The 23,538-nt window shown below is 54.9% G+C and carries 20 protein-coding genes, 1 tRNA gene and 1 riboswitch; of the genes, 9 read left to right on the forward strand and 12 right to left on the reverse strand.

What is annotated here, in order from left to right; all coding sequences use genetic code 11:
* Positions 1 to 48: 48 nt before the first annotated feature.
* Positions 49 to 1,278 carry an MFS transporter gene (locus tag OSH04_RS03235; protein WP_266108052.1) on the reverse strand — a complete coding sequence of 410 codons (1,230 nt, stop codon included), beginning with the start codon at positions 1,276 to 1,278 and terminating at the stop codon, positions 49 to 51.
* Positions 1,279 to 1,292: 14 nt separating this feature from the next.
* A complete protein-coding gene (locus OSH04_RS03240; protein WP_266107935.1) occupies positions 1,293 to 2,483 on the reverse strand; it encodes a serine hydrolase domain-containing protein in 1,191 nt (396 codons plus the stop codon).
* Positions 2,484 to 2,603: 120 nt separating this feature from the next.
* Here OSH04_RS03240 and OSH04_RS03245 point away from each other — a divergent pair, with 120 nt between their 5' ends.
* Positions 2,604 to 3,536, forward strand: coding sequence for a LysR family transcriptional regulator (locus OSH04_RS03245; RefSeq protein WP_083053919.1), 933 nt, complete (start codon positions 2,604 to 2,606; stop codon positions 3,534 to 3,536).
* A 283-nt stretch (positions 3,537 to 3,819) separates the two neighbouring features.
* Here OSH04_RS03245 and speE read toward each other — a convergent pair whose 3' ends face one another.
* Together speE and OSH04_RS03255 are read right to left on the reverse strand one after the other, a co-directional pair.
* On the reverse strand, positions 3,820 to 5,097 hold the full coding sequence (gene speE, locus OSH04_RS03250) for a polyamine aminopropyltransferase (RefSeq protein ID WP_266107936.1): 1,278 nt from the start codon (positions 5,095 to 5,097) through the stop codon (positions 3,820 to 3,822).
* 174 nt (positions 5,098 to 5,271) lie between these two features.
* A complete protein-coding gene (locus OSH04_RS03255; protein ID WP_230940667.1) occupies positions 5,272 to 6,357 on the reverse strand; it encodes a sensor histidine kinase in 1,086 nt (361 codons plus the stop codon).
* Between the two features lie 852 nt (positions 6,358 to 7,209).
* On the opposite strand from OSH04_RS03255, the gene OSH04_RS03260 reads away from it, so the two are divergent.
* Together OSH04_RS03260 and OSH04_RS03265 are read left to right on the forward strand one after the other, a co-directional pair.
* A complete protein-coding gene (locus OSH04_RS03260) occupies positions 7,210 to 7,833 on the forward strand; it encodes a helix-turn-helix domain-containing protein (RefSeq protein WP_026483008.1) in 624 nt (207 codons plus the stop codon).
* A 202-nt stretch (positions 7,834 to 8,035) separates the two neighbouring features.
* Positions 8,036 to 9,742, forward strand: coding sequence for a methyl-accepting chemotaxis protein (locus tag OSH04_RS03265; RefSeq protein ID WP_035272633.1), 1,707 nt, complete (start codon positions 8,036 to 8,038; stop codon positions 9,740 to 9,742).
* 5 nt (positions 9,743 to 9,747) lie between these two features.
* Here OSH04_RS03265 and OSH04_RS03270 read toward each other — a convergent pair whose 3' ends face one another.
* On the reverse strand, positions 9,748 to 10,323 hold the full coding sequence (locus OSH04_RS03270) for a TMEM165/GDT1 family protein (protein ID WP_009456260.1): 576 nt from the start codon (positions 10,321 to 10,323) through the stop codon (positions 9,748 to 9,750).
* Positions 10,324 to 10,501, reverse strand: a riboswitch (yybP-ykoY riboswitch). It abuts the gene before it with no gap.
* Positions 10,502 to 10,591: 90 nt separating this feature from the next.
* On the opposite strand from OSH04_RS03270, the gene OSH04_RS03275 reads away from it, so the two are divergent.
* The gene (locus OSH04_RS03275) at positions 10,592 to 12,154 is read left to right on the forward strand and encodes a glycosyltransferase family 39 protein (protein ID WP_251196221.1); all 1,563 of its coding nucleotides are present in this window, start codon (positions 10,592 to 10,594) and stop codon (positions 12,152 to 12,154) included.
* 5 nt (positions 12,155 to 12,159) lie between these two features.
* Here the strand turns inward: OSH04_RS03275 and OSH04_RS03280 are convergent, their stop codons facing one another.
* A complete protein-coding gene (locus OSH04_RS03280) occupies positions 12,160 to 13,068 on the reverse strand; it encodes a LysR substrate-binding domain-containing protein (protein ID WP_009456252.1) in 909 nt (302 codons plus the stop codon).
* 125 nt (positions 13,069 to 13,193) lie between these two features.
* Here OSH04_RS03280 and OSH04_RS03285 point away from each other — a divergent pair, with 125 nt between their 5' ends.
* On the forward strand, positions 13,194 to 13,820 hold the full coding sequence (locus OSH04_RS03285) for an FMN-dependent NADH-azoreductase (RefSeq protein ID WP_026483011.1): 627 nt from the start codon (positions 13,194 to 13,196) through the stop codon (positions 13,818 to 13,820).
* 295 nt (positions 13,821 to 14,115) lie between these two features.
* Here the strand turns inward: OSH04_RS03285 and ribA are convergent, their stop codons facing one another.
* Entirely contained in the window at positions 14,116 to 14,787 is a 672-nt protein-coding gene (gene ribA / locus OSH04_RS03290) for a GTP cyclohydrolase II (protein ID WP_080748089.1), read from the reverse strand.
* Positions 14,788 to 15,097: 310 nt separating this feature from the next.
* Here ribA and OSH04_RS03295 point away from each other — a divergent pair, with 310 nt between their 5' ends.
* A complete protein-coding gene (locus OSH04_RS03295; RefSeq protein WP_239054461.1) occupies positions 15,098 to 15,610 on the forward strand; it encodes a hypothetical protein in 513 nt (170 codons plus the stop codon).
* 81 nt (positions 15,611 to 15,691) lie between these two features.
* Positions 15,692 to 16,390 carry a cytochrome b/b6 domain-containing protein gene (locus OSH04_RS03300; protein ID WP_115633886.1) on the forward strand — a complete coding sequence of 233 codons (699 nt, stop codon included), beginning with the start codon at positions 15,692 to 15,694 and terminating at the stop codon, positions 16,388 to 16,390.
* Between the two features lie 153 nt (positions 16,391 to 16,543).
* Here OSH04_RS03300 and OSH04_RS03305 read toward each other — a convergent pair whose 3' ends face one another.
* Positions 16,544 to 18,190, reverse strand: a complete 1,647-nt coding sequence (locus OSH04_RS03305) for an ABC1 kinase family protein (RefSeq protein WP_035272623.1) — start codon at positions 18,188 to 18,190, stop codon at positions 16,544 to 16,546.
* Positions 18,191 to 18,455: 265 nt separating this feature from the next.
* On the opposite strand from OSH04_RS03305, the gene ypfJ reads away from it, so the two are divergent.
* Together ypfJ and OSH04_RS03315 are read left to right on the forward strand one after the other, a co-directional pair.
* Positions 18,456 to 19,307, forward strand: coding sequence for a KPN_02809 family neutral zinc metallopeptidase (gene ypfJ / locus OSH04_RS03310; RefSeq protein ID WP_060186892.1), 852 nt, complete (start codon positions 18,456 to 18,458; stop codon positions 19,305 to 19,307).
* 75 nt (positions 19,308 to 19,382) lie between these two features.
* Positions 19,383 to 19,458, forward strand: a tRNA-Lys gene (locus OSH04_RS03315).
* 189 nt (positions 19,459 to 19,647) lie between these two features.
* On the opposite strand, the gene OSH04_RS03320 is transcribed toward OSH04_RS03315, so the two are convergent.
* The 4 genes from OSH04_RS03320 to OSH04_RS03335 all read right to left on the reverse strand — a co-directional run bounded on the left by OSH04_RS03320 (position 19,648) and on the right by OSH04_RS03335 (position 23,163).
* Entirely contained in the window at positions 19,648 to 20,307 is a 660-nt protein-coding gene (locus OSH04_RS03320; protein ID WP_407066151.1) for a CatA-like O-acetyltransferase, read from the reverse strand.
* A gap of 71 nt (positions 20,308 to 20,378) precedes the next feature.
* Complete coding sequence (locus tag OSH04_RS03325) at positions 20,379 to 21,683, reverse strand: MFS transporter (protein ID WP_266107940.1); 1,305 nt, start codon at positions 21,681 to 21,683, stop codon at positions 20,379 to 20,381.
* Positions 21,684 to 21,719: 36 nt separating this feature from the next.
* A complete protein-coding gene (locus OSH04_RS03330; protein WP_266107941.1) occupies positions 21,720 to 22,598 on the reverse strand; it encodes a TauD/TfdA dioxygenase family protein in 879 nt (292 codons plus the stop codon).
* 88 nt (positions 22,599 to 22,686) lie between these two features.
* The gene (locus OSH04_RS03335; RefSeq protein ID WP_009456231.1) at positions 22,687 to 23,163 is read right to left on the reverse strand and encodes a MarR family winged helix-turn-helix transcriptional regulator; all 477 of its coding nucleotides are present in this window, start codon (positions 23,161 to 23,163) and stop codon (positions 22,687 to 22,689) included.
* Positions 23,164 to 23,538: the final 375 nt, after the last annotated feature.

Here is a 23,538-nt window from a genome sequence, read left to right on the forward strand (position 1 = left end):
CCAGGGCCAAATCGTACAGACTCAAGCATCAAGCTGTGCTGGGAGTTGCTAAGCACGGCCTGTAGCAGATGTCTGTTTCGATGACGGAAAGCCATGTAAGCGAGCAACGACAGTGACCGCTAATGCTGCAACGAGCAGCACCAACACACTCCACGGGAAAGCAGACACGCTAAAGGTCTCGAGCAGAATACCGCCGACGAATCCGCCACCGGCAATAGCGATATTCCACACCGTCACCATCATGGATTGCGCCACGTCGGTGGCGTCCCCTGCCGTCTTGGCCAAGGCCGTTTGAAAGAGCGTTGCCGAACCGCCAAAGGCTAGCCCCCAGACGGCGACAGACGCGTAGACAGCAACCGGTACGTGACCAACAAGACCAAGTGCCAGCGCGGCAAGTGCAAACAGTGTCGTACTGACCAGCACCAGTTCACGCAGGCAACGGTCGATCAACACACCCACAATCCAGATGCCCAATAGCGCGGCTACGCCAAAAACCAGCAGTACGAGATCAGTCCGATCCGCGATACCGGCTGGAACAAGAAAAGGCGCAATGTAGGTGTAGAGGATGTTATGGGCCAGCACATAAACTAGCGTGACGAACAGGATCGGCCGAATGCCCGGTAAAGTGAAAACCATCCTAAGTGCAACCCCTTTTCCACGCACTTGTCCTGGAAAGTCCGGCACCTTGGCGATCACCCAGAACACAAGGATCATGGTCAACACGCTCATAAGACCAAAAATCGCTCGCCAGCCGGAAGCCACACCCAAAAGAGTGCCGGCAGGAATACCAAGGGAAAGCGCAATCGGCGTGCCCGCCATGGCAATCGCAATAGCACGTCCCTTCAAGTGGCTGGGCACCAAACGCGCTGCATAGCCAGCCACCAGGGCCCAAAGCAGCCCTGCAAATACACCCGCGAAGAAGCGGGCGACAAGTATAACGGTGTAGCTGTCAGAAACGGCGGTCACCATATTGACAAGGCCAAAGCCGCTGATGGCGATCAGCAACAATGGCCGTCGCCGCCAACTCTGCGTGACCGCTGTCAATGGGATCGCGGCAAGCAGTGAACCAATCGCATAAATGGTGATGAGTTGGCCGACCAAGGCCTCGGATACCGTCAGGCTTTGCGCCATCAGAGGCAACAGACCGGCAGGCAGAGCTTCGGTCAGGATCGTGATGAAGGCTGCCATCGCCAAGGCCAACAAGGCCGGTAGCGGCAGACGATCCTGATGGGTCACAAGTGCCCCATTGCCTTTCTGCAAGCAGGCTGAGCGGTTCATAGAGGTAGCACTACTCATTGTCCGGCCTCCGGGGCACCATAGATCGCATCACGCAAATCGGTGACGAAGCGACCGGACATCCCTTCGTACAAGGTATTGGTGAAGGCGACCACAGCAAGCCCTTGCGCCCGATCGACGAACCATGAATGACCGTAGGCTCCGCCCCAGCGCCAGGTTCCATTGGACTCGGGCGACGCTGCCAATGCTCGATCGCGCAGGATCGAAAAGCCCAGTCCAAAACCGAACCCCGGTGCATCCGGCAATTCGTAGCCCTTCGTCTGATCCCGCCCCATTTCCGCGACCATTTCACTGGTCAGCAAGCCGCCGCCCCCTTGACGCAAGGCTTCCAGCAAGCGCAAAAAATCGCCTGCCGTGCCCGCCATTCCCGCTCCCCCCGAAGGAAATGCCTGCGAATCGAAAATGCGAGCAGGACTGTACGAAATACCCACCGTCCCTTCAAAAGGCGAGACCGTCTCGCCTTCTCGCAGTGGATGCGGTTCAGGCGTGCCATTCACATAGGCGGTCGCCACGCGTTGCGCATCCCACGCGATAAAAGCGGTATTCACCATGCGCAGCGGACCCGTCACAAGCTGGCTCACCGCCACCTCCAACGGCGCACCATACACCTGCTCGATCAAGGCACCCAGCACGTCGATCGCCAATGAATAGCCCCAGGCGGTTCCTGGCTCGTACAGGAGCGGCACAGTGGCGATGCGACGCAGGTTCTCCCTCAGACTGATACCAGTCGCATCCATGCCATCCGATACACCCGCCCGTGCATAAGGTCCCTGCGCATCAGTCTCAAGGAAGCGATAGCCCAATCCAGCCGTATGGCTGAGCAGTTGCCGAACCGTGATCTGCGCAGGACGACCGTCAGCCAAACTCGGACGGAATTCAGGCAGCCAACTGTGAATGCGGTCATCAAGCCCCATGCGTCCTTGCGCCACTAATACCAGTGCAGCGGTGGAGACAATGGGCTTGCTCACAGAGGCCAGGCGAAAGACCGTATCCACCGTCATCGCACGACGACTTTCATGGTCGGCCCAGCCATACGCCTGGCGATGAATCAGTTTCCCATCACGGGCTACCAGCACGACCGCACCAACCAGACGGCCCTGGTCCAGTGCCTGTTGAGCTATGGTCTGTACACGGGTGGAAAGATGCGCAGTCGGAGCGTCAGCGCATCGCGTAATTACGGAAGTCATCACAGGTAATTCCTTTCATCAATCGACCTAAATGTCATGATAGAAAGCCTGAAATTAAAGAAAAAGTAAGGTAGAGTTCCGTTTTAAGCGGAACTTTATGTCCGTAATTAAGGTGTGATGATGGACAGTCTCAACAGCTTCACAGTGTTCGTCCAGGTAGCTGAGGTACGTAGCTTTGTTGCGGCTGGTCGGCTGCTGGGCGTGTCGGCGTCCGCTGTCGGCAAGAGTGTGGCGCGGCTGGAGGAAAAGCTGGGTGTACGCCTGTTCCACCGCAGCACTCGCAGTGTCACACTTACGGCCGAAGGCACACTGTTCTTGCAGCGCAGCCGCCGCATTCTTGCCGAAATCGAGGCGGCCGAGCAGGAACTATCGCAAGCAAGCGCTGCGCCACGCGGCCGTTTGCGAGTCAGTTTGCCGCTAGTCAGCTCACTGGTGTTGCCCGTGCTCGGTGAGTTCATGCGTGAATACCCCGAGATTGAGCTGGATCTGGATTTCACCGACCGGCTGGTCGATGTGATTGAGGAAGGTTTCGATGCCGTGATCAGAACGGGCGACCCAACTGACTCGCGCCTCTCCGCCCGTCGGCTTGGCTCCTTCCGGTCGCTACTGGTCGCTTCGCCCGACTATCTGGCGCGGCAAGGAATACCCGAAGTACCTGCTGATCTGCTGAATCACACCTGCCTGCACTACCGCTTTCCCAACAGCGGCAAGCTGGAGCCGTGGGCTTTACGCCGCGCGACAGATGAGCCCGAACTGACGCTACCTACCTCGATGATTTGCAACAACATCGAGACACGCGTGTGCTTTGCCTTGCAAGGCTTGGGCATCGCCTATTTGCCAGAATTCTCGATCAGAGGGCCTCTGGCGGATGGACGGCTACAGACCGTTCTGGCCGACCATGCAGAGCGCACTGGCGTTTTCCACATCCTCTGGCCCTCCAGCAGACATCTCTCACCGAAAGTGAGGGTCTTCATCGATTTCCTGAGTGCTCGTGTTTTTCCCGCTTCGCGGGACAAGCCCCAAGCCAAACCCCGCCGCAAGAACAGCCAGTAGAGATTGCTCTATCTGTCCCACTTCTCACACCTCCACTGCCGCGCAGCTTATGCACCGTTGCGGTGACCTTCTGTCTCAAGGAGAGCGATAGACATTCGCACGAGCTTAGATTGAGCTCGTCTCAGCCATGGATAAATCCGCTGTATAGAACTTCGATTGGGTACAGCACAGAGCAAGACAGGTGCCGTCGTGAAACAAAAAAAGCCCCTGACCTCATAGGATCAGGAGCTTTTTCTCATAACAGAGCCTGCCCGAAGGCAGACTCAAACTGTCCAGAACCTGCTCAACAGACCTCTTCCAGATTGACCTCATTCACAGGCATCAGGCGGCGGTAGAAAGTAGGCAGAGCAAACAAGGCGCCATGAATGTCAGCGTTGTAGAACTGCAGGGAATCCTGGTTCTCGTTGCTCATACGCTGCTCCAGTCGTTCCTGGATTTGCTCGGCGGAGAAAGCACGCGGGTTCAGCTCGTCGGAGGCAATTGCCAGCCCCCAGTAAGAGCCGTACAGCGGGATATGCAGACCGTAGCCATGCACTTGTGCAAACACACTGGCCAGAGATTCGCTCAAGTTCTTGACCTGCTGACTTTCGTGGAAAGGCGAACCCAGGTGCAATACCAAAGCACCACCACTTGCCAGCGCACGTTTGCAGGACTCAAAGAAGGCCGCCGTGTACAAGGGACCGGCCGGAGTTTCGGGGTCGGTCAGGTCCAGATAGATCAAGTCAAAGCGTTCCTGTGTATTGGCCAGGAACTTCGCGCCGTCTTCGATCTGAATTTGTACACGCGGGTTATCAAACGCCCCCTTGTGAATGGACTGCAAGTGCTCGCGAGCCACCTCGATCACTTCCCCATCCAGCTCAACCAGAGAGACTCGCTCCAAGCTGGGGTACTTCAACAACTCTTCCAGGGCTCCACCATCCCCACCGCCCACAATCAGGGCACGGCGTGGATTCGGGTGAGACATCGCGACCGGGTGAATCAGACCTTCGTGGTAGAAGAACTCTTCGGCCTCGGAAGTCATCATGCAACCGTCCAGGCGCAAGGTCTTACCCAAGGTTTCGGAACGCAGCAACTCCAGACGCTGAAAAGCAGTCTGGCGCTCCAGCAAGCGCTCGGTGAAGCGAAAGCCGTACAGCGCATCCTGATTCAGGTTTTCCGTCAGCAGTTCACCAGCATGGGCCGGGCCATCAGCCTCGCCACGCCACAAGCGATTACGCTGGGCTTGGCCGGGCTTGAAAGCCTGCTCAATACCGTCAATCAGGCGGGTCGCCTTGCCCGAATTGTCCTGCATGAAATTGCAGACATAGACGTCCAGCGTCACGCCACCACGCTCTGGCCAGGTATGGATGGCCAAGTGAGACTCGGCCAATAACAGTACCCCGGTAACACCACCAGGCTGCCCTTCAAATTCGGGAAATGCCTGCCACTCTTCACCAACAATCGTCAGCCCTGCATCAATAGTCTGCTGACGGCAAAAATCAGCCAGTTTCTGGGCATCGATCAGCAGCTCCGGGCTGCATGCACATTGGTAAAGGTCTGCGGTCAAGTGCAAGCCTTGCATAATCGTGTGCTCCTTTAACAGATTTTGCGCTCCCTACCAACGAGACGACCGCAACATAAAAACTTCAAAGCGAGGTGCACCTGGAATGGCGATCACCTCGCTTCATCGAAAAGAGCGCAAATTGTACCTTATATCAAACTTAAATATATGAAAATAACCCTATTTTAGGGAAGATTAAGGTATATACGACGCGGAAGGCAGCAGAACCAATTCCATGACCAAATGCGCTCCTGGACCCGGACGGTCCTTGAAATAGACTCTGCCCCCGTGGTGGTGAACAATCGAGCGCAAAATGGACAAGCCCAGACCGCTTCCTTGCACCTGTTGGCCGGGCAGGCGATAGAACTTGTCAAAGACCTTCTCTTTATAGAGCGGATCAATTCCCGGCCCTTGATCCAGGACCTCTATCCGAGCCCAACCGGTTTCGCCCGGCTGCAAGCGCAGGGTCACCATGGTGTCTGGCGCGGAGTACTTCAGGGCATTTTCCAGCGCATTGCGCAGAGCTACCAATAAAGGAACGATATCCACCTTGGCCCATAAGCCATACTCGGGCACATCCAGGTAAATGCGGTGGCGTTGTTCGTGAAAAGGGCGCAGACTCAGGCGCAGCACGGCACGCAAATCGGACTCGCGCCATTCCTGCATGCTCGTCCCCTCGTACTCCATGCGATTCAAGCGCGTCAAATCATCCAGCAGCACATCAACGCCACGAACCTTTTCATGTAATTGAGAGTAGATCTTGCTGGCCCAGGCTGACGGGGTTGTCTCCAGTTGCAGCAATTGGATATAGCCGCTGATGGCGGCCAGCGGGGAGCGTATTTCATGGGCAGCCATGGCAAAACAGTCGGCACGATCGCGCTCCTGTTGCATTTTTGTGCTGACATCGCGAATCATTAACAACGTTGCGCTGTCTGAATCGGAGGCCGCGTAGGCATGAAACTCCAGGGCACGGGCCTGTTCCCCTTCCCCATCCCGGTGCATGTAGTAAAAAGGATTTTTTTCGCGGTTAATAACCTGACTAATCCCAGGGAGCAAATACGCTAAATCTGCCCGTATTCCTTTTTCCAGATTCTGGAAAAAATCGATTAAATCATCGTTGTCATTGGCCAATTCCGGCGTATCCAGCAAACGCCGCATGGCCCGATTACAACCCTCAATTCGCCCACAGGAATCGAACATGACAATGGCATCGGGCAAGGCATCCAGCATTTGCTCAAAGCGATGTGCTTTTTCATAAGCCTGTCCCGGCCATTTAGGCACGCTCGCTCGGTCAAACAAACGTTGCCCGATCAAAAAACTGGTAAATAGTGTGAGCAACAAGCCAATCCCCTATTTTCGTCCCAAAACAAGCACCAGGCCTGCCTCAGTGTGGTTTCAATCTCCATGCGACAAAAAGCCAGTCCAGCGGATAAACCAAGCATTTTTCTAGATGGGATTACTGATCTGCCAATGCCTTTGCATCAGCCTGGGTGAAAAAACGGTTAATCGCCTAATAAATAAATTTCATAACAATCAGGCGGAACAATAAGAAAGGGATTAGTACTTTTTAAAAGTTTTACTCCAAAACCACCGCCCATACTGCTTAACGGCAGAAACAGCCGTATCATAAGGCGCATAAATTTTCTTTGAGGAAACAAGGGAACTTGTACAAAATGGATTCCTATTTATTTCATAAAGACTGACCAGGATCAAGACTAACGATAAAAACAAGTGCTAGGGTGCTAACACCCTTTTTCTTGGCCCGACAAGCCGAGCACCGCCCGGACCCGCCCGTAACATCAACACTTATAAGTGTGTTCAGCTCCCCACACTGGGCCCGTCCGGTAACACGACAGCGCAAGGGATACGCGTAAAATCAGCAAGGCGAGTCCAGGTTCACAGGCCCGCCCGATTGAAGTGAGTCCCTGATGAAGCATGAACATCTGAAAATCGGAGATATTAGAAGCATGTGTGTCCAATACTCTGCCTATCACTTGGCGTGAACAGGCCACTTCCCATTGCCATTAGTAGTATTTCTGTACTTACTAATACCGTCTCTACACTCTGCACTGCTACATCGGGGCCCATAGCCTTTCTTTCCCCGGTCTGGCCTGCTTTCATTTTGTTGACTCCATGAACGACGCCGTTTACTCCACTCGGCAGGCTGCTGATTTACTAGGTGTGTCTGTACGCACCGTACAACTTTGGGTAGAAGCCGGGACCCTGAAAGCCTGGAAAACCCAAGGCGGGCACCGACGCATCGACCGCGATTCCGTACAAGCCATCTTGCAAGAGCGCCGTGGGCAAACCAGCCCCCCGACGCCTGATGCTCCGATCACTCCCAGCCTACCTGTTTGCAGCGGTGAACCCTGCCTGCGCGTACTGGTCGTTGAAGACGACCTGGATTTGCTGGCGATTTACCGCATGGCCATGGAACATCTGCCCTTCCCGGTCGAATTGCGCTGCGAACAAGATGGACTGAAAGGTCTGATTGCTGCCGGCAATTTCTACCCCGATGTGCTGATCGTGGACCTGAACCTGCCCAAACTGGATGGTTTTGCCATGCTCAAGGCGCTGGCCGATGCCCCTGAAACCGAACATACCCAGATTTATGTGATTTCTGCATTGAGCGCCGCCGATATTCACGCGCGTGGCGGTCTGCCCGGCAAAGCAACAGCCCTGGCCAAGCCCATTCCCATTGCCCTGCTCCTGCAGCTGCTCAGCGAAGCCTTCCACGCCCAATACCTGCCCTCCTGAGCACGTCCTCTTCCCTTTATCAGCCAGGATCAATTTTTTCAATTTCGATCTTTTTGTGACAAAAATTTTCATTTGATTATCATTTTTTTATTTTTAGACATAAAAAACGAATCAAATGATACTATTCACGAAAATTCACAACAAGAAATTGATCCGTTTATCTCGAGTCTTTTGCTGATACAAAAATACAAAGGGAAAGGCTATGCGCAAGAATCTACCAATTACCGGCATCGAAACCGAGCTGCTGGACGAGCAATATCTCATTTCCAAAACTGACCTGGCCGGGCGCATCATTTATGCGAACCCGGCCTTTGTCGAGGTGAGCGGGTTTAGTCGGGAAGAATTGATTGGCGAGCCGCACAATATCGTGCGTCACCCCGATATGCCATCCGAAGTTTTTGCAGATTTGTGGCATACCTTAAAACAGGGCCGTTCGTGGGTGGGGGTGGTAAAGAATCGCCGTAAAGACGGCGGTTTTTATTGGGTTCTGGCCCATGCCAGTCCCATTATTGAACAAGGGGAATTAACCGGCTTTGCGTCGGTTCGTGTGCGCGCAAAACCTCAGGATATTCAAGCAGCTGAACAGTTTTATCAGGAATTGCGCGAAGGTCGAAATCGTTCCCGAACGATACGCGCTGGCCAAATTACAGCTCGCAGCTGGCGTCGCCCTTTTGCCGGCCTTCGTTTCCTGGCTGGTCCCAGTTTGTTGGCCGCCTTTTTACGAAAAGGCCTGTTGAATCTGGGTATTACCGGCGGGATTATTGCCATGATCCTGAATACGGAAATGCCACAGCAAAGCATGATCCTCCTAGCCAGTTCTCTGGGGGTGGGGACACTGATGATTTTGGGCTATCAGGCCGTGCTGATGCGACGGGTTTTGGGATCGTTTAAAACGGCCACGCACATCGCCCAACAAATTGCCGCAGGCAACCTGACAGTCAACACACGCGGACCCGCTGTGAAGAAGCTGGAAACGCTGGGCCAGAATCTGGATCTGATGCGTAAGAGCCTGATGAGCATTAGTACCGACGTGGACCATAGCTGCAGCAACAATCAAATGGTGTCACGCAAGCTCTCGGATAACAGCGCCCTGCTGGAAGCACGCACTCAAGAGCAAGCGGCCTCCATGCAGCAGACCACTGCCAGTATGAGCTCCTTTGGGCAAGCCGTTCTACAGACCGCGGAAAACGCCAAGGCCAGCCACGAACTGGCTAGCCGCAGCGCGGAGATCGCGGGTCGCGGGAACGAGGCGGTTCAGAAAGTCAGCTCATCCATGCAGCAGATTCTGGAAAGCTCCCAGCATATTGGCAATATCGTGTCGATGATCAATAACATCGCCTTTCAGACCAATATCCTGTCGATCAACGCCTCAATTGAATCGGCCCGCGCCGGAGAGGCCGGTAAAGGCTTTGCGGTGGTTGCCTCTGCCGTGCGTTCGCTGGCTCAGCAAGCGGCTCAAGCGGCCGATGAAATCAAGCAACTGGTCACCGAAACCCAAACCCTCAGTGCTGAAGGTGCCACCCACGCCGCCCATGCGGGGCAGACCATGCAGGAAATCCTGACATCCGTGTCTGAGGTTGCGGGTTTGATGGGTGAGATTTCTGCTGCCACCAGCGAGCAGAGCATCGGTTTGGGCCAGTTGACCCAGGCCTTGAAACAGGTGGACCAAATCACCAGCGACAATGCCGCTCTGGTCCATGACTTGAGTGAAACAGCGCAGGAACTGAACCAGAATGGGGCCGAACTGCAAGAGGCTATCAGTGTCCTGAATCACGGAGAAAGTGCGCATACTCACCCACCCACTCGCTCTGCTGCCCCCTTGATCCTGGCCCCGGTTGTGAAAATGGACGCCGCTCGTCGCAAACCAGCCCACCCAGGCCGACTACGACAATTGGCATCCAGTACCTGAGTTCGCTAAAAGCCCAGGCTTTCAGCCCCTCCCAACAAGGCCAGCACACCCAGCACGGCAAAGATACAGGCAGCAATCCGGTGTACCAACTGAGTCGGCAAACGGCGGGCAATGCGCTCGCCAAACAAAACGGCAGGTGCGTTGGCCAACATCATGCCCAAGGTCGTGCCCAGCACCACCAAACCGAACTCTTGATATTTAGCAGCCAAAGCGACCGTCGCAATCTGTGTCTTGTCGCCCATCTCGGCCAGGAAGAAGGTCACCAGCGTGGTGCCAAAAACACCAAAACGCGTACGGGTGGCTTCGGCATCATCGATCTTGTCAGGAATCAGAATCCAGATGGCCATGGCCAGAAAGGAAATACCCAACACCCAACGCAGCACTTCAGGATCCAGCAAAGCGGGAACCCAAGCACCAATGGCGCCAGCCAGACCGTGATTAACTAAGGTTGCTATGAAAATAGCGAGAATGATGGGCCAAGGGCGTTTGTAGCGGGCTGCAAGAATAAAAGCCAACAATTGGGTTTTGTCCCCAATTTCTGCCAAGGCAACCACACCCGTGGAGATAAACAACGCTTCCATAACAACTCCTGGCCGGATAAGAGACAAATGACCACAAACCCTCCCGGCCAAACGCGAAGGTCCATGGTCAAAAGTCTTGCCAGGCTAAGTTGCTATCAGCGCCATGACCCTGTGTAGGTCAAGTATGTTGACGCTGATCTTCGGTAAACCGAAGCGGCTACTCCCTAATGACGAAGCGCATCGTAGCCCAGATTAAGACGCCTGTCCAATCGGAGCTTTTCAACGCACAAGAAGTACACTTGCTTATTTTCACGCTTTCACCAGACGCATGACTGCCCAAAACCCAGCATCGGCTCAGCCCAACACCTACCAGCGCTATGTGCTGCTGTATCTGTTATTCATGATTTTGCTGTGGACCGTTTTGATGGCAATTAGCCATAAAGCCCCCGATCTGGACGGCATGGAAGAACTGGTCTGGTCGGCCAGCTTCGAGCTGGGCTATTTGAAGCATCCGCCCTTCCCAGCGTGGGTGATGGCCGCCTTGACCAGCGTAGTCGGACGCCCGGCCTGGCTGACCTTTGCCGCGGGCATGACAGCTTCGGTGCTGGGGCTATGGTTTATCTGGAAACTGGCCTGCGAATTTCTGAATCCCGAACGCGCCTTCATGGTCTTGCTGATCAGTTCTGTCAGTATTTACTTTTCCTTGCGCGGCACCATTTTTAATCACAACACGGCACAACTGTGGTCCGTAACCGCCGCGACCTGGTTTTTCTATCGCGCCAGCCGCGACCAGAAACCGGCAGACTGGTTATGGCTGGGCGCCGTCGCTGCGCTGTCTACGGTCACCAAATACAGTGCCGTGATTCTGTTCACCGCCTTCTTTTTGTATTTCCTGCGCAGCGGTATGTGGCGTCAGCGGCAGACCTGGATAGGGCTGGGCTTGGCCCTGCTTGCCTATGTGCTGGTCTTGTCGCCCCATCTGTACTGGCTGGTGAAGCACGACTTCGCCCCCTTCCGCTATATGGACGGCTCGCTGGAAACACACACCCGCTGGGAGGCCTACAAGGAACTGCTGGCGTTTAGCCTGGACCAGTTGGGGAGACTAAGCCCCATGGTTGTGGCCATGATTGCGCTGGGTATCTGGAATCGTCGCGACAGAAAAAAGCTGGCCCCATCCGACGCGGCCTTGCAAAACAAGCAACGCTACGCCGATGATATTTCCCGCAGCGACAAGCAATTCCTGCTATGGGTGGGCCTGACTCCGATCGTCAGCACCGTCTTGATTTCAGCCATGATGGGCACCCGTCTGGTCGCTTCCTGGGCCACCACCTTCTTTGTTTTGTATGGCTTTTTTGCTCTTTGGGTCATGCACGGCAAGGACAAGATCCAGCTGCGGCGCGTGACTATTATTGTGATCGTGTTGCAGATTTTGCTGGCATCGGGCTACGCCTTGGCTCGTGGCCCATTGGCCTGGCATAAAGGTCGGGACTCTCGCTCCACCTTCCCCGGCCCGGAAGTGTCTGCCCAAATGCAAGCCATCTGGAACGAACACATGCCCGGCATCCCACTTAAAGTCGTAGTAGCCGATACCTGGCTAGGCGGCAATATTGCCGTTCATGCCGGCCAGGATGTGATGGTCTTTATTGATGCTGACCCGGCTGCTTCACCTTGGCTGACACTCCCGCAGGATATGGAATGCGGCGCTCTGATTGTGTACAGCATTCAGACCCGTGGGAAACCTCCCGCATCCTTGCTCCAGCTGTACGAGCAAGCCCCTATCAAGGGGCAGGCCGAGCAGCGCTGGTCTTCCGAGCGCAGTCCCATGATTGATCTGAACTGGGCCATTCTGCCCGCACAAAGCAGCTGCCCCTTTGCAGCCACCGCCCGCTGAATCACTTAAATTTTAGGGTGATGCACCGGCAGTTGCTCACCCAGATAATCCAGAAAATGTCGTACCGCCGGGGCCATGCCTCGGCGGGAAGCAAACACAGCGTGAATAATCCCCGGCAAGGGTGCCCACTGTGGCAATACCTGCACCAGGCGTCCGGCTTTCAAGGCCTCGCAACACATATAGTCGGGCAAGATACCCACGCCTATGCCCTGCTCCACCCCTTCACGCAACGTCAGCAAATCCGAGGCCATATAGCGCGGCCTGTGCGTTACCGTCAGGCTGGCGCCCTCGGGACCATACAGCTCCCATTCGTTTTGACCTTGTCGGGCCGACATGGCCACCGTGGGCAATTTCACCAAATCAGCCGGGCCGCGCACCGGATCAAAACGCGCCAGCAGTTCAGGCTGAGCAACCAGAATCGCCCCTGTTTCACCCAGGCGCTTGACGATATAGCTCGCACTATCACTTAAGGTGCTGCGCACTCGCAAAGCCACATCAATCCCGTCCGCCACCGGATCAACCACCCGGTTGCTGACTTCCACCTCCAGCTCAACCTGAGGGTAGCGAATCAGAAACTGTGCAAACACGGTCGACAAGACCGTATGGGCCAAGGTGACCGGGCAACTGATACGCAAGAGACCACGCGGTTCTTGCTGCACTTGAGCCACCGCAGAATACGCAGCTTCGGCCTCGTCACGCATGGCCTGGCAATGGCGCAGGAACACCTCTCCAGCAGGGGTCAGAGACAGGCTGCGCGTGGTGCGTTGCAGCAGGCGCACACCGACTTCAGCCTCAAGACGGCTAAGACGTCGCGATACTCGCGATGGCGGCATGCCCAAGTGTCGGGCAGCAGCACTAAAGCCGCCACGCTGTACCACTTCGGTAAATAGCACCATGTCATTTAAGTCATACATACAGGGAAGTTTTCCAGGATTACAGACAAAAGTAGAATAATCTTTCTCAGAAAAACCGGCTTATCAAAGGTATGGGCATCAAACATAATGACACCATTCCTTCATCGCTTTGGACACCAAACATCATGAAACTGCTACACGTAGACTCCAGTATCACCGGCGCCAACTCCGTTTCCCGCGAACTTTCGCAATTTGTGGTTGATCAGCTGCGCCAGCAAAATGAGCAAGTCCAAGTGGAGCATGTAGATCTGGCCCTGAACCCGCCACCTCACTTTTCGGCTGACTCCCTGGGCATGCGTCTGGGTCTGGACCCAGCCACCCTGAGCGAGCGCCAGCGTGCCGAGAACGCCATCACCGAACAATACCTGAGCCAGTTCCTGGCTTCCGATGTGGTGGTGATTGGCGCCCCCTTCTACAACTTCACCATTCCTAGCCAACTGAAAGCCTGGATGGACCGTCTGGCTCAAGCTGGCCGCACTTTCCGCTACACCAGCAATGGCCCGGAAGGTCTGGCTGGCGACAAAACGGTTTACCTGGTTCTGAGCCGTGGTGGCATCTACTCCGAATCGGAGCAAGGCCAGGCCATGGAACATCAGGAAAGCTACCTGCGTGTGATGTTCGGCTTCATGGGTGTAACGGACCTGCGTATTGTGTACGCCGAAGGTCTGGGCAAAACCCCAGAGCTGCGTGATCAGATTGTAGAGAACGCCAAGGCCAGTGTCAGCGCCTTGCTGGAAAAGAGTCCTGCCTAAGACCGGGAAGGCCTGGTTCGACCAGGCCTTGGCTGTTTAGTTCTGCACAAGCAGCCACCCGCCCCTTCAGCGCTCAAGCCTGAGCAAGCAAAGATAAAGCCGGATCCCAATCCCTGCGTGGACATCGGATCCGGCTTTCTCTTTTGCATTGCCTGCCAGCAGGTAGCACATCCTGATCGCGCTGAATCTCCACCAGAGAAAAACACAAAGGGCCAATTGATGGCCCTTTGTGTTGATACCGCGATAAGCAGGAACGAAATCGGAGCAGAATCAATTTCTGCCCGCGCGCCCCTTTTTATTCGTCTGTTTCCAGCCAGTGGCCCAAACGCAGACGCTTGGTGTTCAGGTAAGCCTCGTTAAAGGGATTACCTTCAATTTGATGCGGCACACGCTCCACCACATCAATACCAATTTCCTGCAGGGTTTTTACCTTGCGCGGATTATTGGTCATCAGACGCAGCTTCTGGATACCGACGTGCTCGAGCATATCCTTGCAAATATCATAGCGACGCATATCCGCAGGAAACCCCAGCTTCTCGTTGGCTTCTACCGTATCCGCCCCCTGATCTTGCAGGTTGTAGGCACGGATCTTGTTCACCAGACCAATACCCCGCCCTTCCTGGCGTAAATACATCAAGGCACCACGGCCTGCCGTAGCAATACGTTCCAGCGCCAATTGCAGTTGAGGGCCGCAATCGCAGCGCAGGCTGAACAAGGCATCGCCCGTCAGACACTCGGAGTGGACACGGGCCAGGACAGGCTCGCCGTCGGCCACATCCCCCAGGGTCAACAAGACGTGTTCTTTTTGATTGCTGCGCTCTACAAATACATGGATTTGGAATACGGCCCAGGGGGTAGGCAAACGGCTGGAGCTGACGTAGTCCAATAAAGCGCCGGGTTTGGCCTGCTGGGCAGCCAGCGTGGAGTCCGATTCTGATGCCAGTGCGGCATCCGGGATGGATTGCATAATGAGTCTCTGCTGCAACGAAGAAATGCGGCTTGGCCCCATCCGGGGCAACCTAGCAATGATAGCCCAATTCACTCCATTTCTTTAAGCCTGAGGCAAGATGCTTTTCAGGACTAATTTCGCCAGTGCCCCTATGACACAGACATGAAACATTCACCTTATGTGCCTATCCTTATAGCGAAAAGTTCTGCGATCCGGTATTCTACGCAACAAGAAAATACATAAAATGTTATGAAACTTACAAATACAGATGATCTATGGCGCTTTGTGTTTTTCACTGAGCCTTGATCATCCTCTTACTTGATTGATCATGCCCGCCACTAAGGTCTTTATTCGTTATGTTGTGATTGGGCTCGGCTTGGCCCTGCAACCGTTTGTCGCCCATAGTGCGGCAAGCCAGACCTGGCCCCAGCCTCCTTCTCAATTAAGTCTGGACAGCCCCTACGGCACCTTGCAAGTGAGCCAAAGCGATTATGTCTATGAAGCGCAACTGCAACTGGACTCGCAAATCATCGCTCCCGAACTCAAGGGCTTGATCAATATTCCCTACGCCTTCAGACAATCCAACAACCAGACAGCGTTGATTTCGGTGGACAACGGCCTGGGGGGTTGCTCGATTTATTATCACTGGGTCACAGTGTCATCCAAGGGCTATACCGTCTCGCCAGCGTTTGGGTCTTGCAGCGCACAAATTCGAGTACGCCACCAGGGCCAAACCCTGATCATGGAAACCCCCAGCCTGGATAATCCCACCCTGATCGACGAGTACCGTTACGACGGTCGCAAGATCAGTTTGCGCAAGCGCAAACACCGCACTCAATAAGAGAAGGAACCCGCGGCGGAAAACGGACTCCAAGACAACACTGACTATAATCAGATGTCTTAGTCTCTCCGGATTTTCCCTATGCACGCCTCCTCGACTCGCCCTTTACTCATCTGGGATCTACCCACCCGCCTGTTCCACTGGCTGCTCGTGATCAGCATCGTGGGCTGTTTTGTAACGATCAAGGTTGGCGGTTTGTGGATGGACTGGCACGTACGCTTTGGCTTGCTGGCTCTGGGGCTGCTGGCATTTCGTCTGGTCTGGGGTCTGATTGGTGGTTACTACTCCCGCTTTAGTCACTTCCTGCCCAATCCTGTACGAAGCCTGCGCTACTTGCGCGACAAGCCCGCGGTTTACCCCGGCCACAACCCCATCGGTGCCTGGTCCGTCTGGATCATGTTGATTGTGTTCGGTTTTCAAGCGGTCTCGGGCCTGTTTGCCAATGACGACATCTTCACGACTGGCCCTTTGGCCTATCTGAGCAGCGACTGGTCCAAAACCCTGACCGGCCTGCACAAAGCCAATGAATGGATCATGCTGGCCATTATTGCCTTGCATATCCTGGCTATTTTCCTGTATCGCGTGTTGCGTGGTCAGAAATTAACCAGCGTCATGGTCAAGGGCAGCATGCCGGTTCCCGCCGATGCCAGCCTGCCTGCCAGCAAAGACAGCTGGAAAACCCGTTTTCTCGCTCTGATCATTGTGGCGCTGATTGCCTGGGGTGTGTACTGGATGACAGGTCTGGCACCCGTAGGCGGTGGCATGGACGACTTTATGTAAGCCCGACTTATCCCCAGAAGCTGTGAATAAACCTGGGGATAATGCGGGGACTGTTTGGGCTGAGCCGCATTTTTACTAGCCGTCTTTTAAACTGGACGGTGACTAGCCGCTTGAGCACTTCCTGCGCAGAAAGCGACGGCCTCAAGATACTTCTTAGCGCCGTCGCCAAAATCCCCACAAAACCAGAACCAGACCCAGCACAGCGGCTAATAAACCCGCCCAGCTGAAAATAGTCAGACCCAGCCATGCGGGACCGCGCGTAACCAGCACCGGACCCAAAATCAATACAAAAGCCGCCGTCACAATCGCAATGGCCAGACGGGTGGCCGCCTTTTCCAGCGACGAGGCCAGACGCGGCATTCCCTCGATTTGAATACGCGCGGAGATCTTTCCTTGCCGCACCCTATGCATCAACAGACGCAGCAATTGGGGCGCATCCATGGCCAACTGCCGGGACTCCAGCAAACTGCGTTGCAGGTCCGCATAAACACGACGTGGCGAGTACTGCTTGCGCATCAAGCCCATGATCACGGGCTGCGCGACTTCGACCACATCAAACTGCGGGTCCAGACGCTTCAGCACACCGTCCGCCGTGATAAAAGCCTTGAACAGCAAGGCCAGATCCGGCGGCAGAATTAAATGGTTCTCGCGCGCCAGAGCCATGAAGTCCAGCAAGGCAGCCGAGATGGACAACAGCCCACTGCTTTGTCGGGCTACATAACGCTGGGCACTTTCTTCCAGACGGCTCCAATCAAAGTCCTCTGCCCCGGACCAGTCCAGCAAGGTCGTTGCCACCCCATCTGCCTGTCCATCCACAATCGCCCGTAGCAACACCAGCAATTGCTGGCGGCGACGTTCCGTCAAATGGCCCACCAAGCCGAAATCAATAAAGGCAACCTTATTGCCCGGCAAGGCCATCATATTGCCGGGGTGCGGATCAGCATGAAACAGCCCGTCCTCCAGCACCATATGCAGGAACGCCAAGGCACCTCGGCGGGCCAATAAAGGACGATCCGCCTCAATGGCTTGCAACTGTGCCTCTTGAATGGGCGAGACCCCGGGGACAAACTCCTGCACCATGACGGTCGCGCTGGTCCACTCCATATAGACACGCGGAACCACAATGTCCTTGAAAGGCTGCATGTTCTCGCGCACCGCCAAGGTATTGGCCGCTTCGCGGGTGAAGTCCAGCTCATCGGCAATGGCTTCAGCCAGGGCACGCACGATATCGTAGGGGCGATACTCGGGCAGCAGGCCTTGTTGCTGGACCAGGCGGGCAATCTGTTTCAACAAACGCAAGTCAGCCTGAATCAGTGGCTCCAGACCAGGGCGCTGCACCTTCACCACGACTTCGGTGCCATCCCGCAAACAGGCGCGATACACCTGTGCCATGGAGGCCGAGGCCAGCACCTGGGTGTCAAAGCGCGCAAAGGCTTGCTCAACCGTTTGACCCAAAGCCTGCTCCAGCTCGGGTCTGATCGTTTCCCAAGGCACCGGCGCGGCATGACCTTGCAGCTTCTCCAGCTCCTGCGTCCACTCCAACGACAACAAATCATTACGTGTAGCCAGAATCTGACCCAGCTTGATAAAGGTCGGACCCAGCTCTTCCAGCGCACGTCGCAAACGTTCAGGTGCCGAACGCTCGGGCATCTCGGCCGCCACCGGGGTCTTGTTACCGGGCAGGAGGTCCGACAAGCCCAGGCGATGCATCACATCCCCAATCCCGTATCGAGCTATGACCGCTCCAATGGCACGGACTCGTGCATGGTCGCGCAAGGCCAACAAGGTTCCTCCCAACATACTCGCTCTCCAGTAGGGTACGCTCTGAGAAAAGTAGCATACCGCAGTGTCCCGGTGACTTACTTATCCACTTATCCACATTTTCGGTGGGCAAGCTCGGGGATAGCCTTTGGACAAGTCACATTAAGCCAAGCAATTCAATGACTTGTCATGGTGGGGTAATTAACGCCCCCTACCCGTTTTCCGATGACAAGAATCGAAAATGCCCCTGCTCTATCCACGGAAATCAGAGTACATTGACGTTTTCCAATTCAAGGAGAGCGTGATGCGTCTGGATAAGTCTCGCTCCAGCCGTAATGTCGAGGACCGCCGTGCCAATGGGCCACGATTGAGCGGCGGCAAGATCGGCTTGGGGACAATCGTGCTGGCCCTGGTGGCCATGTACTTTGGGGTGGATCCCAGTGTGGTGCTGAACCTGGCCGACGGCCCTACCAGCGCCCCTCAGTCTCAACCCGTTGCAGCCTCGGATGCACAGGGCCAAACCATTGCCAAGATCCTGGGCGAAACCGAGGATGTCTGGCGTGATGTTTTTGCCAAGCAAACCAATGGCAGCTACCGCGATCCCGTGCTGGTGCTGTACCGGGGCGCTACCCCGACCGCCTGCGGGGCGGGTCAATCTGCTATGGGGCCGTTTTACTGCCCTGCCGATCAAAAGCTTTATATAGACTTGGGCTTTTTCACCGAGATGGAGCAAAAGATGGGCGTCAAGGGCGACTTTGCCCCTGCCTATGTGATTGCGCATGAAGTGGGCCACCACGTTCAGAACCAGTTAGGCATGATGCGTCGTGTCGATGAGGCCCGTCGCAGCGGCTCCGCCTCTCAGGCTCGTCAAGCCTCCGTACGCCTGGAGCTTCAGGCTGATTGCTATGCCGGTATTTGGGCAAACCACGCTGACGCGCAACGCCAGATTCTGGAACCAGGCGATATTCGCTCGGCCCTGGATGCCGCTCAAGCCGTAGGCGATGACACCTTGCAAAAGCAATCGCAAGGCTATGTGGTCCCCGATTCCTTTACCCACGGCAGCTCGCAACAACGCATGGCCTGGTTCATGGAAGGCTATAAAACCGGACAGCTGAAAATGTGCGACACCTTCACCCGTCCTGATCCGGTCTCCTGATAAACGTAAAATTATGTAACCTCGTCTTGCGCTAGATAATTTCCGTTCTATAATCTTTTTCTTCGCAGGAAACGGGGGTCGTTAGCTCAGTTGGTAGAGCACTGGACTCTTAATCCATTGGTCGACAGTTCGAGTCTGTCACGACCCACCAAGCACCCTGCGACTTGTGAGAGTTTTCAAGGTAAATTTCTGCTCCGCAAAATGTACCTTGCTCCGCAAAAAGCATTTTAGCCCGCTATAGAGCGGGCTTTTTTGCGTCTGAATACAAGCTCAGCGAGGCTCAGTAGCCCTGCCATGCAAGGATCGGCAAAGCTTTGGTGACAGTAAGTACTGAACACGATCAATAGTCGTGGCACCCCTTCTGTAATTCGGTCATGAAGCGGCCCGCATGAAACCCGTCACACACAGCATGATGCAACTGAATGGCCACGGGAATATAAACCTTGCCGTCCCGTTCAAAGTATTTGCCTAGCGTGACAATAGGGGTGAACAAATTATGCAGGCTCGCGAACTGCATACTGAAGCTGGTGAAGGAAACCCACGGCAAGGCGGAAATATAGAATACGTTTTCAGGCGTATCGGATCGTGGAAAGTAACGAGTGTCCTCGCCGTACTTTTCCAGATCCCGCTCATACTCGGCCAGAAAGTCCTCTTTCTTCTCGTGGTACTCACTCCAAATAGATGAAAAACTTTCTTGCTGCACGTGCGGGATGGTGTAGCTGGGGTTGAGTCGATCGTAGACAATCAGCTCATCGTCCTTCATGGCCATACGAAACTCGGGATAGCGATTAAGGACAGCAGCTACCTCATGGATCATTGCCGGGTAAAACTTGCAGCGCCTGGCCTTCACCCAGTTCAGAAACCCGGTAATTTCAATTTCAACCGTAATACTGAACGCATTTTGAGCATACGTTTTAAAGACTTCAAAATGCTCACGCCGCCCCCAACTCTCAAGATCGAACTTCTGGTAGCTTGCCATCATCTTTTCCTGAATCTCCATACTGTCCATCCAGGCAAGTGTATAGAAAAACACGGTAAGCAGTGCCACTCTGTGTTCTTCAAAACCTTGCCTTAAACAGAGGCCGGACCGCTCACAGGACCTCCTGCCTTTGCCTGAATCTGCGACAGCGTGCGGGAAGGATCCACCAAGATGAAACCCAACACGGCTCCCATTAGTAAAAGCACGGCCGTCAAGGCAAAGCCCTGGTGAAAACCGGCAAGACCGGGCTCGGCCTGAATCAGCCTTCCCATCACAATGGGCGCAACCAGGCCCGCTGTTGTGGACAATGAATTGGTGATGGCCAGTGTGGAACCCCGCTTTTCAATCGGGCTGATTTGCGCTGAGATTGCCGAACAGAGCACAAAACCGACCTGGGGAAAACTCAAGCCCAAGGCGATCAGCACAATCCCCGCAGTCGGACCCAGCTTCAAGTAAGCGGCCGCCAGCAGGCACAAGGCCCCTGCCAACAAGAAACCGACCGTGACCAGACTGCGTGCCACTCGGGACGAATACCCTTGGCGCAAGAAGCGGTTGGACAGGTAAGAGCCGCCCGACACAATCGGGATTGCCACAAAAATACACAGGGAAAATAGCCATCCAGCCGTGTCCGACGAGAAGTTCAGACCGCGTTGCAAATAAGCAGGCAACCAGGTAAAGACCAGCGCAGCACACCAGTACGCTACCCAGTACATCAGCAGGTTGCCGATGAAACTACGATTCAAAAGCACATCACGGTACGAACAGCGAGACTGCGGCTTGCTCTTGCCAACGGCGGGCGCCGGATTCGCACTGATGGGACCATCCTTGCCCAGTAAGGCCCATACCACCAGCCACATCAGCCCCGCTGCCGCTGTCACCCAAAACACCGAGCGCCAGCCGTGGCTGATGGTCAAATACCCCACCAGGGGGCCTGCCAACAGCATGCCCACTTGCCCACCCTGCATCACAATGGCCGTAGGCCAGGTACGCTCCTGATCCGGAAACCACTTGTAGCACGCGTGCAAGGCCAGGGGGTAGGCAGGGCCTTCCCCTACTCCCAGCAAAATGCGACAAGCCATCAAGGCAATAATCGTGCTGGCTCCCATAGCGATCGGAACCTGGGCTACAGACCAGATAATGACCAGCCCCACCAGCAGCAAACGCGAGGACACCGTATTGGACACAAAACCCACCACAATGCCCGAGATCGCAAACAGGAAGAAAAAGCTGCCTGCAATGGTGCCAAACTGCTGTGGCCCGATGGCCAGCTCCTCCATCAACGGCACGGCGACCAGACCAAATATCGCCTTATCGGCAAAGTTGATCACCATGAACAAAAACAACAAGAACACCACGACGTAGCGCTGTCCTGGGAAATACTTTTTCTGGTTTTCCATGTCTCCCCCCAACTTGTCAAAAGTGCAGCGATACGATCAATAAGGACGGTCACCAATAATGGTGGCTCGGGCCATTTTGCGGGGCAAAGGAAAATAGTCCTGAACGGCATAATGCTGAGTGGCCCGGTTGTCCCAAAACGCAATGGTGTGAGGCTGCCATTTCAAGCGCACCTGATACTCCGGGTGACGGGCCTGATCCACCAAATACTGCAGCAGGAAATGAGCGCCGCTTTGCAGCTCGGGCATGCCACGGAAAAAGCCGGTTTCGATGTAATTGGCCAGATGGGTAGTCCAGCTGCTGACATACAAAATCCGCTGGCCAGTTTCTGGATGAGTGCGCACCACAGGGTGAGTCTGCGCTGGAAAACGATCTCGCAACGCAGCTCTGTCTTCCTCGGGGATACGGTCTATGAAACCGGGCAATAAATCGTGTACGGCTTCCAGCTCGTGCAAAATATCTTTGATGTGAGGCGGCAAGTTCTCATAGGCCAGTGCCATATTGCACCAGATCGTATCGCCCCCGGCGGGTGGACATTCAATGCAACGCAGAATGGAACCCATGGAAGGTTCGGCCCGCCAGCTGACATCGCTATGGTAGATATTCTCACGCCCCGGCTGCGTGTTATTGCCCCCCAGCAGCACCAGCTCGGGATAGTCCGGATCGTGTGGAAAAACCGGATGCACTTCCAGCTCACCAAAGCAACGGGCAAATGCAACATGCTGTGCCGCATTCAAAGGCTGGTCGCGAAACACCAGCAATTGATGCTTCAACAACAAGGCGCGCAGCTCCTGTACCTGCGTATCCTCCAGGGCCTGAGTCAAATCGACACCCGCTACCTCGACACCGATAGCGGGCGACATGATTGTGGTTTCCAAGCGGCTGGCTGCGATTGGGCTGTCTACGAACTGCGTCATGATCCTCTCCTGAATATTGTTTCGTTTCAAACGAAACAATATTAGCGTGAGAAATATCCAGCACAACTCGGTGATTACCCTTGAGACTTCAAATATGTGCATCGCCGCTGAAATCGCTGCCAAAGCGCTGGACCATACGGTTCTCCAGGCGCGTCATCATCTCTTTAAAGGAGCTGAGCTCTTCCTGGCTAAGCACGGACGTCAGCTCCTGCTCCAGACCCAGAGCGATGGGCACAATGCGATCGTGCACTTGCTGGCCCTGCTCGGTCAGACACAGCAGATTGCTGCGCATATCGTTTTCATTATCGCGACGAGCAATTAACTGAGCGGCTGTCAGGCGAGAAACGGCACGGCTGACCTTGGCCTTGTCCATGCTGGTGCGCTCGGTCAAACTGCCCGAGGTCAGGGTGCCATAGCGTCCCAGGGTCGCAATGATGCGCCACTCTGGAATGGACAAACCAAATTGCTGTGCATGCTGACGCGCAAAGGTCACCGCAATATGCGAGGCCAATATCGTGACTTGATAAGGGAGAAAATTCTCCAGGTCCAGGGTGGTTTTTTCCAACTCGCTTCCCAAGGCGCTAGTCCGCTTTCTGTAAGGAGTTTGATCATAGCATCGCCAGGCAATGGCTTCGCCGATTGGCTACCCAGCTTCTTTTCGATGCAACAAGAAAAAACAAGAGCGGCCTGCCCTGCAGTCATAGTTGTTTACTTTAGCTGCGCCCTAAATCCGATACGCTGGAAGATCACTTCAGTCAGGAGATGTTCATGCCAATTGCCATTGATCCCACCAAAGCGCCCGACACCACTCCTCCCGGCAAAACGCCCAACCCCGAGCCGGACCCTAAAAAGATTCCTGGCAATGAGCCGCCATCCAAAAAATAGTCAAAGGCCAGAGCTTTTGACGCTGGTATTTGCAGGAATTTGAACACTTGCTCGC

This window comes from Alcaligenes nematophilus, from assembly GCF_026344155.1.
Classification (GTDB): domain Bacteria; phylum Pseudomonadota; class Gammaproteobacteria; order Burkholderiales; family Burkholderiaceae_B; genus Alcaligenes; species Alcaligenes phenolicus.